We start from the raw sequence: 16,236 nt of genomic DNA on the forward strand, positions 1-16,236 counted from the left end.
AAGCGAAGTACTCTTTGCGTTCCTTGGTACCTCGCTTCACTTATATCCTCTATTTTTCTTTTCGATTGCTAAAAACCACTGTGAGCATAGCGTAACTGATTACAGATGTTACTACTGCATTAATAGGGGTAATACCTGGTAAGAAATGTGCTGCCAGTACACCTAATGCCCATGCTATGATTCCAATCATATTAACACCTTTAAAGCTTGCTTTTTCAAAAGCTTCATATTTGCCTTTATTGATAATAAAGTAGTCTGCAATGATTACCCCACCAATACTTGGCATAAAGGTATTGAGTAAGTTGAGCCAGCTCATAAAGTTGTTATAAAGAATTACCGCAAGTAGTGTTCCTACTATCCCATTAATAATCACTAGTTTACTTTTAGGTTGTTTGGTAATATTTGAAAAGCCAAGCCCTGAAGCATATAAAGCATTATCATTAGTTGTCCATATATTAAGCCCTAGTACAATAATAGCTGGTACGATCAGCCCTTGAAGAAACATGACTTCTGAAATGTCTGCTTCTCCTGTTACCATGGCACCAATAGCACCAAAGATAAACATTAATGTATTTCCTACTAAGAAGGCAATGACTGTGGTACTTACACCAATGCGTTTACTTTTTGCAAAGCGTGTGAAGTCTGGTGTTAAAGTTCCTCCACTAATGAAAGACCCTACTACTACAGCTACAGCGCCACTCATTGTCATAGATTCCTCTGGCGTAATAGCGGCAAGCCCACTTATTCCTCCCACACTATTAATAGCCATTCCTACTGATGTAGAACCTAAAATAGCAATGGCTGGTACTGCAATAGCACTTAATATCATAAGGGATTTCATCCCGAAGTAAGCTGTTGCTGTCATTAAAAGACCTGCTATAGCTACTAATACCCCTACACTAACCCCTGTTACTTTAGAAACTGGAATAGCGAACATGGCAACGCCTACACCAAACCACCCAATTTGTGTGGCACCTAATAAAAAGGATACTAAGTAAGACCCTTTTTCACCAAAGGAATAACGTGCTAATAGGTGAGTTGATAAACCTGTGTCTCCTGCAATGTAAGCCAGTAATCCTGTATAACTACATAAGATGACATTTCCAATAAATACGGCTACAAAGAACTGCTTTAAGTCCATACTTGTTCCTAATGTACCACCACTTAGCATACTTGCTGAGAAAAAGGTAAACCCTAGCATGACCACTAACATGGCTAGAAAGCCTTTCTTATGACTTGCTGATACTACTCCTAATGAAAAATCGTGATCTTCATGTTGTTTTTGCTTCATCTGTACTCTCCTTATCTCAAGTACCATAAACAGAAAAAGAACCCCTTAGTTTGACCTTTAATTGTAAACTAAGGGGCTCTACTTCTAGAAGAGCCCCTATCTCATGGAGCTCTTCTACCGATCCGTTTACCTTATAAGCCTCACTGGACTTAATTAAAGGTACTTTATTTTTTGTTTTATTTAATATAACATTTATGTTAACTTATGTCAATTTCCATCTTTTTCATTTTTCATTGTTTAACTACGAAGAACGTTATTTCTGCTTAATCCTTCAAACACTCTAGTTCCTCTAAGTACACACAATGCTTTATTGTATTATTTTTTATAGCTTCTATACATAGTTCATAATCCATCCACATAACTGCTTCTATCTCTTCTTGTTGTAACTTAAGCTTGCTTAAGTCAATGTCATTTCTTTTTAATCTATAAACCCTTGTAATCTGATTGTCTATAAACGCTTTGCCATAAAAAATATTCGTTTCTGCTATGCGCCTAATCATACGCTCTTCTAGTTCTTCTGAGGAGGCTTTTATACCTAGCTCTTCTTCTAATTCACGAAGTGCTGAATCTACATAGGTTGAACCTGCAGGTATATGTCCTGCTGAGGATATATCATAGCAATCTGGATGGGAATCCTTGTCTTTACTTCTTTTTTGAAGTAAAACATCTAATCTCCCCTTACCATTATCTCTTACAATCCATACATGAGATGTTCTGTGTAAATCTCCCTCAGCATGTACCTTACTTCTTTCTTTTATAATGCCTGTTGGCTCTCCATTTTCATCTACAATATCAAGCATTTCCATGACTCATCCGCCACCACCTATCTTATAGATTATTATTTATTTGCTATCTTATAAATCTCATACATAGCTTTCTCATCTAATACCTTAAAGCTTCCAATGGTACGTGTTCCATAAAAGGCACATCTTCTTGCTAAATCTCTCAAGCTTTCTTCATCTTGAATACCTATTCCTAATTCACTAAAACAAGTTGGTGCACCAATTGACTTAAAATAGCCTACCAATTTTTCTATGGCACGTACAGCACATTTCTTAGTATCTTCTTCTTCAATCCCCCATACTTTTTTACCAAACTGAGCAAAGCGTTCTGGATTTTCCTCATAACAATAATTTGCCCATGCTCCCCATATGGTCGACAAGCTAGCGCCATGTGCCACATCAAATTTACCACTTAATTCATGACCTAATTGATGAGGTGCAAAATCACTTACTGCCCCTAAACCAGTAAGTCCATTATGAGATATGCTACCACACCACATGAGTTCACTCATGGCTTCGTAATCATAAGAATTCTGTAGTGCTTTTTCTCCATAGCTAATCACCGTTCTAAGGAGTGCCTCTGCTACTTCATCCGTAAAAGTATTACCTTTGGTTGGTGTAAAATAACGATCTAGCGTATGCATCATAATATCTACTATACCGTATGTAATTTGCTCTTTAGGTAAAGTATAAGTGATTTCAGGATTCATAATGGCAAATTTAGGGCGATTAAAATCTGTACTTAAACCACGTTTTTCACCTGTCTCTTCATTGGTTAAAACAGAGGAATTACTTGTTTCACTCCCTGCTGCTGATAAAGTAAGTATACAGCCTACAGGTAAACTTCTCTCTACCACTTGCTTACGCAGCCAAAAGTCCCATAGTTCCACCTCTGGATTAGCTACACCATGGGCAATCGCTTTTGCAGTATCAATCACACTTCCTGCGCCTACGGCTAAAATAAAGTCGGCTCCAAAAGCTTTGGCTTCTTCTATAGCCTTCTTAGCAAAGCCTAAACGAGGGTTGGGTTGTACACCTCCTACTGCTTTATAAGGTATATTCTCCTTTTTAAATTGCTCTAAAACTCTATTTAATAGGCCGCTTCTAACAACACTGCCTCCACCATATACGATAAAAATACGGTTTCCTTCAAACTTTTTAATAGCTGCTGTAACTTGTAACTCTGTATCCTTCCCAAAAATCACTTCTGTTGGTGCCCAGTAAACAAAATTATTCATGTCATTTTCTCCTCTGCCCTTTTGGATTTTATTACACTCATTGTTTCTAACATTATTATATCATAGGGTTTTATTTTCTTGACACTATTAAAGCATCTACCACTTCTTAAAATAGTGTGACAATACCCAAAAAGAAAGCCCAATGAACACTTTGGAGCTAAGTGTTTATTGGGCTCTTTATAAAACTTATTATTTTACTATATACCCAGCTATTCCTCTAAAGGTTTGTAGGCAAACCACCAAGCATAACTATTATAAAGCTTCGAATTTTCTTCAGCTTCATAAATATCTGTAGCTGGTGGAATAATCACCTGTTCACCTATGAGCTCATTATTTGGCCAGTTAGCTGGCATGGCGACTTTATTAGCATCAGCTACTTGAAGGGCTACTAAGGCTCTTATAATCTCCTCCATATTTCTACCAACCTCTGCTGGATAATATAAAATAAGCCTTACTTTGCCTGTAGGATCTACATAATAAACAGCTCTTACTGTTTTAGTACCTGTTGCAGTTTGTATCATTCCCAATCTTTTAGCCACATTTCCTAAAGGATCTGCAATAATAGGAAATGGTATACTTACCCCTAAGTTGTCCTTAATCCAATTAACCCATTCAATATGTGGCTGTACTTGGTCTACTGATAAACCTAGCAAATCTGCATTTAACTTTTGAAAGGTTGGATAGTTTTCTGCAAATGAAACAAACTCCGTGGTACACACAGGTGTAAAATCCCCTGGATGACTAAATAAAATAAGCCATTTCCCCTCATAATCATCAGGTATTACCCTTATACCATGGGTTGTCTGCACTTTCATTTGTGGCAGCTGATCACCTATTAAAACAAAGTTATCTGGCATTGCTAAACCTCCCTTATATATGCCCTCACAAGATAGTCGTCTTGTGTCTCTTAGCATATATATGAGACATTAAGCTTTTCCTATGCCTTTAACTTTTGTTGGTAACGTGCCACAAAATAAGCCGCTATGGACCTTGGGACTTTGATTAAAAGTTTGTTTTGTATGCCTGGAATAATTACTTTCTTACCTTTTTGCAGTCCCTCAAAAGCCTTTTTCGCGACAAACTCCGCAGACATGGCAAAACCAGCATCTATTCGCCCCGCCGATTTAGCGAACTGCGTTGCTGTTGCCCCTGGGCACAAGCTAGACACTGTCACACCATAAGGCTTTAATTCCTTATAGAGTGCTTCTGATAACGACAGGACATAAGCTTTAGTTGCATAATAAACAGCTGTATAGGCACCTGGATGATAGGAGCCTGTAGAAGCTACATTTAAAATTTTGCCTCGTCTTCTCCTTTTCATTTCTTTTGCGAATTCATAAGTAAGCTCTGTTAAGCTTGTCATATTTAATGTCATAAGTGCTTCTATCTTTGTAGCGCTGCACTCACAAAACTCACCTACATAACCAGCTCCTGCATTATTAATGAGTATATCTACTGAAAGTTGCTGCTGCTTTATCCATAAATAAAGTGCCGCTCCTGCCCCTGCCTGTGATAAATCTTGTTTGCAAATGACTACCTTCAAATCCGTTCTTTTTCCCTTTAATTGTTTTTCCAAAGCCGCAAGCTTGTGTTCATTTCTTCCTACTAAAATGAGTGAATAACCCTTATCCCAGAATATTTTAGTTAAAGCTAGACCTATCCCACTTGTAGCGCCTGTAATTAGTACATAACCTTGCATTTCACTTACTTCCTCCTTATGAGCTTTCTTTAGTACTCTGCTTACTCTACTACTATTTTTACAAAGCCTTCTATTTACAAAAAGCTTTAATCTCTTAACCACTAATAAGCATTATATCACAAACAACCTTCTTATTTTATTATTCATGTAACGACTCTTTCACTATAACTTAATCCTATTTCACTTGCTTTTTTTGCCACTATTGTTATACTAATTATATAACAATTATCTTAAACGTTCAGTTTCTATGATCTAAAGCAACTTCTTAGATATTCATACTCACTCTTTATAAAAACTGAATCACTATCTTTCAATTTTGAATCAAAGGAGGCTTTTATGCTTATAGAACTCGATTTTAATAGCGAAAAACCTATTTATGAACAACTTTACGAAGCGATCATCTTAGCTATGGCTAATGGTGAGTTAGCGCCTAATGAATCTCTCCCTTCTGTTAGGAGCTTAGGTGAAGAGATTGGCATTAACCTGCATACTGTTAATAAAGCTTATAATTTACTCAAAGAAGAAGGCTATATTCAGATGGACAGACGAAAAGGTGCTCTTGTAAGTTCACTTCCTATTCAGGCCTCACCTAAAACTGAAGCTGAATTAGAGGACGCTTTTGCCCTACTTACTGCTAAAGCTAAGCTAATGGGCCACAATGAAGCTTATTTGCTAAACCGCCTATCTCATTATTACAAGCAAACAGGAGGTGTTCAAAATGACTAATACAACCTTTACTATTTTATCCGTTATTGGAACTAACGTTATCCTTTATATTCTTTTTATATTAACACCTTATTTTTCTACTGCTGATACGTATATGGGGGTTTTCTTAGAACATGCTTATCGTCAAACACCTGAAGCCAAAAAAATCCTTAAAAGTTTTCTTATTCATACAACCATTACTTTTATCATAACAACGCTTATGATTTTATTACTACTCATTAAAATACCCGTTTTAAATCATAGCCCTTTATTGGGGGGTATTCTTTTATTAGAAACTTTATTATACTTTGTTGTTTATGGTAAGTCTTATGCGCAAACAAAAGCTTATAAGAAAAGTTTAAATCTGCCTCAACCTACAGGCGGTAAACTTCTTATTGATACTTCTTTTATGGAGCAAAAAAATAAAATTAAAATGATTTATAAAAAGCTTTTATATATCCCACTAGTAATTGGCCTTTTTCTAGGAGCTTATACACTTTACCACTATAATGAAATGCCTCAGCTTATTCCTACTCATTTTAATATCGTAGGTGAAATTGATGGCTGGGCTAATAAAAATATTGCCACAGCACTTTTCCCTTCCGGCATGACAATACTCATCACACTTCTTTTTAGTTATAGTTTAGATAGCGCCTTTAACAAAAGAAGCAAGCTGAGCAAAGAACAGTTAGAAAAAGGGAAGACTGTTATTTTGAAATATCTTAAATGGAGTGCACTTACTATTCTTATTTTAGTTTTTGCCATTACGTCAATGATGATGGGCATTGTTTTTTCTACCGTTCAAGGAGTAACTTTAACTCCTATTTATAACTATCTTTCAGTAGGCGCTATTTTCTTAAGCGTTATTTTAATGGGATATAATAGCTATTGCTATAAGCGAAATCTTCCCTACAAGGAGGAAAATGAAGCTTACCTTCCTCCTGAAGAACAAGATGATTATTGGCTTTGGGGACTATTTTATAATAACCCTAATGACCCTGCTGTTTTAGTCGCTAAACGTCATGGTCTCGGCTGGACCATCAATATCGGTTCTTTCAAAGGAAAGCTGATTATTTTAGTCACTCTTTTAGTGATTATTGGTGCCATTATTTTTTCCTCTTATTAAACACTATTGTTTATCTTTTTAGTCGATTTATAAATACAATCAATACGCTCGCTAACTTAACTGATAGTTCATAATAAGAGGTTATGCTGATGATGCTTTTAAAATCTTTATCATTGGCATAACCTCTTCAATTTATTTATCCTCTTTTTTCTTTTTTATCGTTTTAAGGATTATTTCCTCGGAAATAATCAAAATTTCTTAATTTCTTCCCCTTGGTGAATTTCATTCATAATCTTTGCCCATAAATCTAAATGATAGTTATTACTTCTTGGCATTGCATCAGGATTACTATAACCGGTCCATATAGTTGCTGCATAATAAGGCGTATAGCCTACAAATAGTAAATCTGTATTATTACTAGCAGTACCTGTTTTCCCAGCTATAGGCATCTGTTTAAAGTGATTTCTAATCTTACCACCTGTATGAGCACTTGGCCCATCTACTACCTCACAGAGCATTGTTGTTAGTTGCCCTGCTGCTTCTTGGCTAAGTACCTGATGACTATTTTGCAACTCACCTTGTGTACGATCTAGTAATATATTGCCTTCCCTATCTTTTACTACTGTATAAAAACTAGGTGCTAGATAAGTACCTTCATTGGCAATAGTCGCATACGCTGCTGTTAATTCTAAAGGTGTAACGCCATCTGTTAAACCTCCCATACTCAGTGCATAAGTTTTATCTTCCTCTCTAAGTGTAGTAAAACCAAATTCCTTTAAATACTCAAAAGATTTGTCTATACCCACTTGCTCTACTAATACCTTGGCGGCTATCACATTCATAGAATTAGCAATTGCTTGAGTTATGGTATAGGAGCCTTGATATTGACCATTCCAATTCAGTGGAGTCCAGCTCCCCCCCTCCTCTATGGTGAAGCTTACTTTTTCATTGCTAATCACCGTATCTGGTGTAATTTTCCCTTCATTTAAGGCTGGTGCATACGCTGCTAATACTTTAAAAGTAGAGCCTGGCATACGCTTTGCCTGCGTTGCATAATTAAAGCCATGATAGTACTTCTCTCCTCTACCTCCGTATAAAGCTTTAACAGCTCCTGTTTTATAATCAGTGACGACAAAAGCGCTTTGTGGCTGTGGCATAGTAATCAGATTTTCACTCACTATTGTGTCTCCTTGTCCTATATGCCATTTTTCAAGTTGCTTTTCTTTAAATGCCGGAATATCCTCTTGGCTATTTAAAATGATACTTTGTACCTTCTTATCAAACATTGTTCCATTAGCTTTTACACCTGCTATACTATACTCTACTTGTATTTTATAAAGACTCTCTGGATAATTACTTTCATCAGCCATATATTTTTCTACAATACTTTGCACTCTAGAGTCTAATGTTGATTCAATCTGAAGCCCATCACTATAGATCTTGGCTTTTGCTTCTATCTCTGAAATATTATAAACCGTTTGTAAATCTTCTAGTATTTGCTTATATAGGGCATCCACAAAATAGCTCTGTATTGCTTCCTTAGGAGCTCCCTCTAATAGTTGTTGGAGTCCTTCACCTAATCTCTCATAAGGCTTTTCCAGTAATGCCTGCTCTTTTTCCTCTGCTGTGAGGTAGCCCGCCTTTTCCATTTGTTCTAAAACCTGTTTAACTTTTTCCCAGTTATTTTCAGGGTGAGTATACAGACTATAATAGGTAGGTCTTTCCGTAAGTACTGCTAATGTAGCCCCTTCTACTAAGCTAAGCTCTGATGCTGATTTCCCATAATATTGATTTGCGGCTGCTTCTATTCCTACAATATCTGCACCAAAGCCCATGCTATTTAAGTAATATTCTAAAATAGTATCTTTCGAATAAAGCTGTTCAAACTTAATCGCTAAATACTGCTCTTGTATCTTTTTTTCTAGACTATTTCCTTCTAGGGCGACAGCATCTTTAATTACTTGCTGGGTAATGGTACTAGCCCCATCTGATAATGACCCAGAACTAAAATTATTAACGACAGCACCTAATATCTTTCTTATATCAATGCCATGATGTTCATAAAACCTACTATCTTCAATAGTAATAACTGCTTGTATAACGGATGTTGGTATTTCTTCTATTCCTATATAACTCCTATTATCTGCAGCTGAGAATTCATCTATTTTTTCCCCTAACACATCATATATAATAGAATTAGCTTTTATGGGCTGCGTGATGTTGACCTCACTTATATCAGGTGCCTTACTTATAGTTTTAGCCACATAAACTATGATACCTATCAGTATTAGTAATAAGCCCCCTAATACGATACTAACCAGCACACGCCTGGTCTTTGTCTTTTTAGACTTTGTTCTCTCCATCTATTTTCCTTCTTTCCTCTCTATTTCATCCCTTCGAATAGTATATTCACTTCATTATCAGCTTGGTTTATAACAAATCATGTGCATAGGCTTTAATAGGTGCTTTTCTAAGTAGGGCATAAGCTAACACATAAAATAAAGTACTATAAACTAGTTGTCCCCAAAAACTAATTATTGGCTTAATCACCATCAGCATACTAAGCATAAATAAAGCTGTCATCTGTGTATGAAATAAAATTTCAGCAATAAAGCTCAGGGCTAAAAAAATGGGTAAAATGCTTAAAACACAAATGGCTGAACTTGCTTTTAAGCGATAAAATAAGCTGCCAATTAAAGATCCTAGGGCAAAAACAAATAAACCTATCCCAATCTCTTCTTTTATACTCGAGACAAATATACTTCCAAATTGAAGATTTTGAAATTCCTTCAAAGTATCATCCAAAAAACCATTTTTCACAGATGCTGCTGGACATAGATATCTCGCTCCTAAAGTAAATAGGCTAGTAATGCCACCATTAATACTTTCTAAAATGATGATTCCTACTGTTCCTACAAGTAGCATTTGTCTTAGATTATTTTTACGATTAGCATAAATACTAATTATGCCTGGATATTCATAATAGCTAAAGCTCATCCCTAATACAAATAAGTAAATGCCCGTTATAATATAGGGTGTTGAAAAAACTAATTTTGCCTGGGCCCTTGCACTTAAATCTAAACCTACATAAGCCTCATAAAACTTCATCAGTGTTATGGCCATTAAAATACTTCCTAATATCAAAACAATGAAGCTTCGTTTAAAAAAAGCTTTAATAAAAAAAGCATTTTCCTGTTTTCCCTTCATACCTTACCTCCTTTATAACCAATTATGGGCATAGGCTTTAATAGGTGCTTTGTAAAGCAGGCCCACAGTGAGACCTATAAATACAGGTATAGCTATGCTTCCTACTAGAATAGGTGAAAAGCCATTCATTCTCTCATACCAAGGTGAAAGCTGATACCTCTCAAATACCTTAATCCCTATAAAAGCTAATACACATAAACCTAATACAAAGCTTCTCCTATGTAACCTATAAAAAAGAGCACCTATTAGGAGTCCTACACTTATGCTTAGTAAACTCAAAAATAAATCCTCTAACAAACTCCAACTTTGAAAACTCCTATAAGGAAGTTGACTTAACCTACCTATACTTTCTGTCAGTATAAATGTAAAACCCCTCATCAATAAGGTTCCTATGCAGCTGACTATGAGGCTATAACTTATTATCCCTTGCAGGCACCTTTTGCGATTTGCCAAAATACTTATGTATCCGCCAAACTGATGGCCACTTAATAGAACCCCTATTCCTCCTAATACAAGCAGCAAAAAAACTATATGTCCCGTATAAAACGAAAGCACCACGCCGCTTTGCTGATTTTCCTTGAAGATTTGCCACTTAACTAAAAACTCTATGCCATCTAACATAACCATTAGCCACATACTCTTTAATATCATCTTAGTTATACCTTTTTGAAGGAATCCAAGAGTAGTTTTATAATCACTCATTATTTATACTCCTTCCCCTTTGTAAGTTCTACAAAAATCTGCTGAATACTCATAGGTGATATTTCTATATGAGTAGATTGAATCAGCTTTTGATCTAGCTCATCAAGTTCTCCAATATAAGCATAGGTTGCACTCTTACCAAAGCTTTCTTTAGGCTTTGCCATTTTCAAAGCTGTTAAACGTTCTAATTCTTCTTTATTTCCAGATAAATAAATGGCTTTTGACTTTAGGCTTTCTACTTCTTCTTGGAGAAGCCTTTCTCCTTGATCAATAATAATTACTTCTTCTAATAAATTTTCTATCTCATTAATGAGGTGAGTAGAAATAATAAAAGTACGTGGCTCTTTTACATATTCATCTAATAAAATTTTATAAAATTGTTCTCTATTAGGAGCATCCATTCCTAATGTAGGTTCATCTAAAATAGTGAGCGGTGCCTTTGAACAAAGAGCCACTATCATAAATAATAAAGACTTCATTCCTCTAGAATACTTACGATAGGCTATATCCACTGGAATATCAAAAAATGCCACCAACTTTTGTTCTAACTGTTTATCATAACCTTCATAAAACTGGCTATACAGCTGCAGAATAGCTTTTCCTTTCATATAAGGCGCATAAAATTCTGCTTCTCTAGCAATACACACCTTCTTTAAAATAGCTGGATTCTTCCTAGGATCTTCTCCAAAAAGCTGTATACTTCCCTCTCTAGCAATTAACTGATTCACTAGAAGATTAATAAGTGTAGTCTTACCTGCCCCATTTCTTCCTAATAAGCCATATATCTTATTAACTTCAAGATTAAAACTCATCTCTTTTAGTACCTCATGTGAGCCAAAGCTATAATTTAAATGCTCTATCTTAACAGCTAGTTCCTCCATCATAATTCCTCCTTACTCATCTCTATCATCTCTATTAAATCTTTCTTACTAATCCCTAACTTTTTCGCTTCTTCAAGGAGATTGGTAATAACAACTTGCTTGAAGCTCTCTTTCCGAGTTTCTTTAATAGCGCTAACAGCCCCAGTACTAATAAACATACCAATCCCTCTTTTCTTATATAAAATATGGCGTTCTACTAATAGATTAATCCCCTTTAAAACCGTAGCTGGATTGATCTGATAAACCCTGGATAACTCATTAGTAGAGGGGATTTGTGTTTCTTCTAGGAAACCTTCTTGTAAAATTTCATCTTCTATGGCTCTAGCTATTTGAATATAAATTGGTTCTTCCTCATTTAATATCCACTTCACCCATTACACCTCCTGGCGTTTCTGTTAAATGGTTAGTTACTCAACTAACTAACCATTTAACTAAGTTATAATGCTTTTTGTATTTTTTGTCAATACTTTATATTTATATATTTTTAAATTTTATTAATTATATTTATAGTCATTTTTTGCATAATAATAGGGAGACTGAATGCTTATACCTCTTTGCGTTTCATCTCCCTATTTACACTTATACGCCCTATGTAGAACATCTTCTTTTTCAAAAAGAGTACGTGCATATGCTTATGGCTTATATGTAATCGTCATCTCTTTCTTGATTGTGTTACCTAACACATCTGTTACTTCTATCACTACTTTATTCTCTCCTGGTTCTAAATCCACCCAGCCTGCTTTAGTTCTATTTTCCCCTTCTTTCTCATCTATCATTTTTTCCCCATTTAACCACCCCTCACAAGATCTATTAATGTAGAACTCAAGGCGAACTGAACGTTCAGCCACTCCCTTTTCTATCATTTCTATGGTTTCTTGAATTGGTTCCATCTCAAAGGGCGTATCATAATAGAAAATGTTATAATACAATTCTTCTGTCTCACCTTTTCTATTAGTTGCTTCTACAAGTAATTGATTTGCTCCAGCAACAAGTTCCACCGTATGTTCAAATCTTTCCCCGTTTAATTCTAGTAATGTAGCATCTTCTTGATTTTCATTAAGAATCATTTTTAACTTAACGTATCGCTTGGTACTTCCATTTAATGAAAAAATAGGTTTTTCAGTGAAATGAGATTTATAAAATTGATCATGCTTCAAACCTTCATCAAATACAATCTCTTGAGTCTTTAACTTAGTCGTTAGTACACAACCATATACATAGCTATCAGAATCATTGCACACCGTTATGCGTATTTTCCCTTCAGGACCTTTGATATTATAATACACGTTTTCATCTCCCTCTAAGGTAACTTCTCCCTTCCTTGAGGTTATTTGCAATATTCCATTCTCTGACATGAAGATTTCTTCACATTCTTGGTCCTTTCCATATATCTCAGAATACTCTAAGTAACTATTAAAGGTGAGTTTCTCATTAGGAGCTAGCCAGTAATAATATTCCTTATCTCTTTCTACAAACCCATCGTTCAAAATAAAATAGTAATTATTATAATCAAACCAATTTAATGCATTAACCACTATACTATATCGAATAAGCGGATTCTGTGACAGCTCCTTTTTATCCTTTATTTTACAAGGTAACCAAAATATCTTTCCCATCTTTTTCTCTCCATAAGCTGCAATTATTTTGCCTCTAGTGGATAGTAAAGGGACTATAGTATTTTTAGGTTTTAGCTCATGCACCTCCGTAACCCACCTATCTACTTTTCGATTCAAATACCATTTTAAACTCTCATTTTCTATTTTTATTTCTCCCTTAGCTACCCTGCCTCCTTGTTCAAACCATTGGTTAAAATACTTCTTTGTAAAATCTTTGCACAACGGATTTAGAATCAATCCTCCACCTTCTTCTACAAATAAATTAATGAGTTGTAGTTGGTTAGCAGTGATTCCCTCTAACTCATCTGCTACAATAATAAAGGAAATATTAGAAAAAATATCATTGCTTAAATATTTACCTATTTCATCTATCTGCTCAGTATTCGTAATAATCAAGTAATCAATCCCAGGATTTTCTTCTATGGTTTGATTATATTGTGTTTGTTTTTTCACGTCTCCAAAGCGTTTTCCATACTGCTGATCCCAGATAAACTTCACACTCATTATCACAATAACTATCACTATAAGTAATACTACTGATAATAATTTCTTTTTATGACAACTCATAATCTTCCCCCTAAGCTGGTATTTCCTAATCTACTTTGTAGCTATACTTTTAAAGACTACAGTTATTCTTTATTATTTTTTAAGTATTCTAACATTTGCTTCTTTGTTTTTAGATGTTTTATTTTGCTATTTACTTGTTTTTTATTGTTGCTTCTCCCTTTTGGTAGTTATCTACTAAAAATACGTCAAAAAGGTTCTTCAACAACTGAAGAACCTTTAATAATCTTTTTATTTAAAACCAAAATTCTGTTCTTATTTATGCTCTAGCAGCAATGACCTTTTGCTGAATATCTACTGGTGCTTCTTCATAACGTTCAAAGTAGTAATCTACTTCTCCCCTGCCTTGTGTCATTGATCGTACATCTGTAGCATAGGTGTAAAGCTCTGCTAGAGGTACCTCCGCAATAATAACCTGTTTACTATCTCTTTGATCCATACCAATCATATGACCTCTGCGTTTTTTCATATCTCCCATAATATCGCCTGTGTATTCATCTGGCACTTTAATTTCTACATGGGCAATAGGCTCTAATAAAGTAGGACTTGCCTTTCCTACACCTTCCTTGAAAGCTAAGGTCGTTGCCATCTTAAAGGCCATTTCAGAAGAATCCACAGGGTGGTAAGAACCATCTAATAAAACAGCTTTAACCCCTACTACTGGATAGCCAGCTAATACTCCTTTTAAGGTACACTCTTCTAAACCTTTTTCTACAGCGGGGAAGTATTGCTTAGGAACTGAACCTCCAAATATTTTTTCTTCAAATACATAAGGCATTTCTAAGTCTCCTGAAGGTTCAAATGCCATGACTACATCACCATATTGTCCATGTCCGCCAGATTGTTTCTTGTGCTTGCCACGTACATTAGCCTTACCTTTAATCGTTTCCCTATAAGGCGTAGTAGGTTGTGCTAAATACACATCTACTTTAAATTTATTCTTTAACATACTCACAACCACATCTAATTGTTGTTCTCCTATACCGCATAGGATCGTCTCATGTGTTTCTTTATCATTTTCTACAGATAAAGTATAATCTTCCGCCATAAGCTTCATTAAGCTACTAGACATTTTTTCTTCATCACCTTTACCTGTAGGGAAGATTGCTTTTTTCACTAAGCCTTTTGGAAATACCATAGGCTCATATTGGTAAGCAAAATCTTTATCTGCCATGGTATCACCTGTTCTAGGTGTTTTGAGTTTAGCTACTGCACCTATATCCCCTGGATACAAGGCAGCTACTTCTTTTTGTTCTTTTCCTGAGAGTACATAAAGATGGCTAAAACGCTCCACTTCACCTGCTCTTACATTGAGTAGCGCATCATCAGTTTTAATGGTACCCGTTTTGACCTTAAACAAAGAAAGTTTTCCAATAAAGGGGTCTACAATCGTTTTGAAGATAAAGATTGATTTTTTTTCATCATTAGAACAAGCTATTTCTTTTACTTCTTCTGTTTTTTGATGAATACCTATAGAAGGCTTAGCTTCATTTGGTGCTGGAAATAAGGAGACCATTGTATCCATTAAAACAGATATACCTGTGGCATTAACAGCGCTGCCACAAAGGACTGGTACAATTTCTTTATTCATCACACCTTTTTTATAAGCTGTTTCTATTTCCTCGGGTGTTAGCTCCTCTTCAGCAAAATATTTTTCCATCAGTACTTCATCAGTCTCAGCTACGGCTTCTAGAATCATGGTTCGTATAGGCTTAATAGCTTCCTCTAAGTGGTCTGGTATTGGGCAAGTTACTACCTTTTGCCCATCAAAGCGGCGACCTAACATTTTAAGAACATGTACATAGCCTACAAACTGTCCTTTTTCATACCAAGGCACTTGAACTGGCGCAATGCTCGTACCAAATTTCTCCTTACAAGTAGTGAGAATGGCTTCAATATTCACATTAGGTGCATCCATTTCAGTAATAAATAGCATTTTAGGGATATCCGCTTCTGTAGCTATCTCCCATGCCTTTTCTGTACCTACCTCTACACCTGCAGAAGCTTTAATCACTATAAGCGCACCATCTGCTACACTTACAGCTTCCTTAACACCACCTACGAAATCAAAGTATCCCGGTGTATCCAGTAAATTGAGTTTATAATCTTTCCATAGAATAGGTACTAAAGAGGTGCGAATCGAAATCTTACGTTTTATTTCTTCTGGATCAAAATCACTGACTGTACTGCCTGACTCAACTTTTCCTAACCTTGATGTCATACCTGCGGCATACAACATAGCTTCTGCTAAAGTTGTTTTACCTGTACTTCCGTGTCCTAATAAAGCAATATTACGAATATATGATGTTTCATATGCTTTCATAGAATGACCTCCTTCAAGATAAGATAACTACTTGCTCCTTATTAATATTATTTCTATGCTCGTATTAAAATTCCTTTTTTTATTTATTATTTTAGAAACAAAAAATATTTTTTATTTTTATAGTCATTTTATACAAAAACAAAAGCAATATCGCCTGATATT

The 16,236-nt window shown here is 35.4% G+C and carries 14 protein-coding genes; 2 read left to right on the top strand and 12 right to left on the bottom strand.

Features of this window, described 5'->3' with window-relative positions; genetic code table 11:
* Nucleotides 1-49: 49 nt before the first annotated feature.
* The 5 genes from codB to QTL86_RS11000 form a co-directional block, all read right to left on the bottom strand.
* The gene (codB, locus tag QTL86_RS10980; protein WP_127066030.1) at nucleotides 50-1,291 is read right to left on the bottom strand and encodes a cytosine permease; all 1,242 of its coding nucleotides are present in this window, start codon (nucleotides 1,289-1,291) and stop codon (nucleotides 50-52) included.
* A gap of 263 nt (nucleotides 1,292-1,554) precedes the next feature.
* Nucleotides 1,555-2,097, bottom strand: a complete 543-nt coding sequence (locus tag QTL86_RS10985) for an NUDIX hydrolase (protein WP_410497198.1) — start codon at nucleotides 2,095-2,097, stop codon at nucleotides 1,555-1,557.
* 32 nt (nucleotides 2,098-2,129) lie between these two features.
* Nucleotides 2,130-3,311, bottom strand: coding sequence for an iron-containing alcohol dehydrogenase (locus tag QTL86_RS10990; RefSeq protein ID WP_127066029.1), 1,182 nt, complete (start codon nucleotides 3,309-3,311; stop codon nucleotides 2,130-2,132).
* Nucleotides 3,312-3,520: 209 nt separating this feature from the next.
* The gene (locus tag QTL86_RS10995; RefSeq protein ID WP_127066028.1) at nucleotides 3,521-4,168 is read right to left on the bottom strand and encodes a peroxiredoxin; all 648 of its coding nucleotides are present in this window, start codon (nucleotides 4,166-4,168) and stop codon (nucleotides 3,521-3,523) included.
* A gap of 80 nt (nucleotides 4,169-4,248) precedes the next feature.
* A complete protein-coding gene (locus QTL86_RS11000) occupies nucleotides 4,249-5,112 on the bottom strand; it encodes an SDR family NAD(P)-dependent oxidoreductase (RefSeq protein ID WP_410497199.1) in 864 nt (287 codons plus the stop codon).
* Between the two features lie 234 nt (nucleotides 5,113-5,346).
* Between QTL86_RS11000 and QTL86_RS11005 the strand changes: the two genes are divergently transcribed.
* Both QTL86_RS11005 and QTL86_RS11010 read left to right on the top strand, forming a co-directional pair.
* Nucleotides 5,347-5,736 (top strand): GntR family transcriptional regulator, encoded by a 390-nt coding sequence (locus QTL86_RS11005; RefSeq protein WP_013656304.1) that lies wholly within the window; start codon nucleotides 5,347-5,349, stop codon nucleotides 5,734-5,736.
* Complete coding sequence (locus QTL86_RS11010) at nucleotides 5,729-6,841, top strand: DUF1648 domain-containing protein (protein WP_127066026.1); 1,113 nt, start codon at nucleotides 5,729-5,731, stop codon at nucleotides 6,839-6,841. Before QTL86_RS11005 ends, QTL86_RS11010 begins: the two co-directional genes overlap by 8 nt.
* Before the next feature lie 188 nt (nucleotides 6,842-7,029).
* Here QTL86_RS11010 and QTL86_RS11015 read toward each other — a convergent pair whose 3' ends face one another.
* The 7 genes from QTL86_RS11015 to fusA all read right to left on the bottom strand — a co-directional run bounded on the left by QTL86_RS11015 (nucleotide 7,030) and on the right by fusA (nucleotide 16,074).
* Nucleotides 7,030-9,144, bottom strand: coding sequence for a transglycosylase domain-containing protein (locus tag QTL86_RS11015; protein ID WP_127066025.1), 2,115 nt, complete (start codon nucleotides 9,142-9,144; stop codon nucleotides 7,030-7,032).
* Between the two features lie 67 nt (nucleotides 9,145-9,211).
* The gene (locus QTL86_RS11020; protein WP_127066024.1) at nucleotides 9,212-9,988 is read right to left on the bottom strand and encodes a hypothetical protein; all 777 of its coding nucleotides are present in this window, start codon (nucleotides 9,986-9,988) and stop codon (nucleotides 9,212-9,214) included.
* A gap of 12 nt (nucleotides 9,989-10,000) precedes the next feature.
* Nucleotides 10,001-10,690, bottom strand: a complete 690-nt coding sequence (locus tag QTL86_RS11025) for a hypothetical protein (protein ID WP_127066023.1) — start codon at nucleotides 10,688-10,690, stop codon at nucleotides 10,001-10,003.
* Nucleotides 10,690-11,571 (bottom strand): ABC transporter ATP-binding protein, encoded by an 882-nt coding sequence (locus QTL86_RS11030; RefSeq protein ID WP_127066022.1) that lies wholly within the window; start codon nucleotides 11,569-11,571, stop codon nucleotides 10,690-10,692. Before QTL86_RS11030 ends, QTL86_RS11025 begins: the two co-directional genes overlap by 1 nt.
* Nucleotides 11,571-11,942, bottom strand: coding sequence for a GntR family transcriptional regulator (locus tag QTL86_RS11035; protein WP_127066021.1), 372 nt, complete (start codon nucleotides 11,940-11,942; stop codon nucleotides 11,571-11,573). Before QTL86_RS11035 ends, QTL86_RS11030 begins: the two co-directional genes overlap by 1 nt.
* Before the next feature lie 261 nt (nucleotides 11,943-12,203).
* On the bottom strand, nucleotides 12,204-13,754 hold the full coding sequence (locus QTL86_RS11040; RefSeq protein WP_410497200.1) for a hypothetical protein: 1,551 nt from the start codon (nucleotides 13,752-13,754) through the stop codon (nucleotides 12,204-12,206).
* A gap of 256 nt (nucleotides 13,755-14,010) precedes the next feature.
* Nucleotides 14,011-16,074, bottom strand: coding sequence for an elongation factor G (gene fusA / locus QTL86_RS11045; RefSeq protein WP_127066019.1), 2,064 nt, complete (start codon nucleotides 16,072-16,074; stop codon nucleotides 14,011-14,013).
* Nucleotides 16,075-16,236 lie beyond the last annotated feature (162 nt).

Origin of the sequence: Cellulosilyticum sp. ST5 (genome assembly GCF_046529625.1) — a bacterium.
GTDB lineage: Bacteria > Bacillota > Clostridia > Lachnospirales > Cellulosilyticaceae > Cellulosilyticum > Cellulosilyticum lentocellum.

Coding starts and splice junctions, on each gene's coding strand:
- QTL86_RS11020 (WP_127066024.1), bottom strand. CDS start 9,988: ATGAAGGGAAAACAGGAAAATGCTTTTTTTATTAAAGCTTTTTTTAAA.
- QTL86_RS11025 (WP_127066023.1), bottom strand. CDS start 10,690: ATGAGTGATTATAAAACTACTCTTGGATTCCTTCAAAAAGGTATAACT.
- fusA (WP_127066019.1), bottom strand. CDS start 16,074: ATGAAAGCATATGAAACATCATATATTCGTAATATTGCTTTATTAGGA.
- QTL86_RS11015 (WP_127066025.1), bottom strand. CDS start 9,144: ATGGAGAGAACAAAGTCTAAAAAGACAAAGACCAGGCGTGTGCTGGTT.
- QTL86_RS11030 (WP_127066022.1), bottom strand. CDS start 11,571: ATGGAGGAACTAGCTGTTAAGATAGAGCATTTAAATTATAGCTTTGGC.
- QTL86_RS11040 (WP_410497200.1), bottom strand. CDS start 13,754: ATGAGTTGTCATAAAAAGAAATTATTATCAGTAGTATTACTTATAGTG.
- QTL86_RS11005 (WP_013656304.1), top strand. CDS start 5,347: ATGCTTATAGAACTCGATTTTAATAGCGAAAAACCTATTTATGAACAA.
- QTL86_RS10985 (WP_410497198.1), bottom strand. CDS start 2,097: ATGGAAATGCTTGATATTGTAGATGAAAATGGAGAGCCAACAGGCATT.
- QTL86_RS11010 (WP_127066026.1), top strand. CDS start 5,729: ATGACTAATACAACCTTTACTATTTTATCCGTTATTGGAACTAACGTT.
- codB (WP_127066030.1), bottom strand. CDS start 1,291: ATGAAGCAAAAACAACATGAAGATCACGATTTTTCATTAGGAGTAGTA.
- QTL86_RS10990 (WP_127066029.1), bottom strand. CDS start 3,311: ATGAATAATTTTGTTTACTGGGCACCAACAGAAGTGATTTTTGGGAAG.
- QTL86_RS10995 (WP_127066028.1), bottom strand. CDS start 4,168: ATGCCAGATAACTTTGTTTTAATAGGTGATCAGCTGCCACAAATGAAA.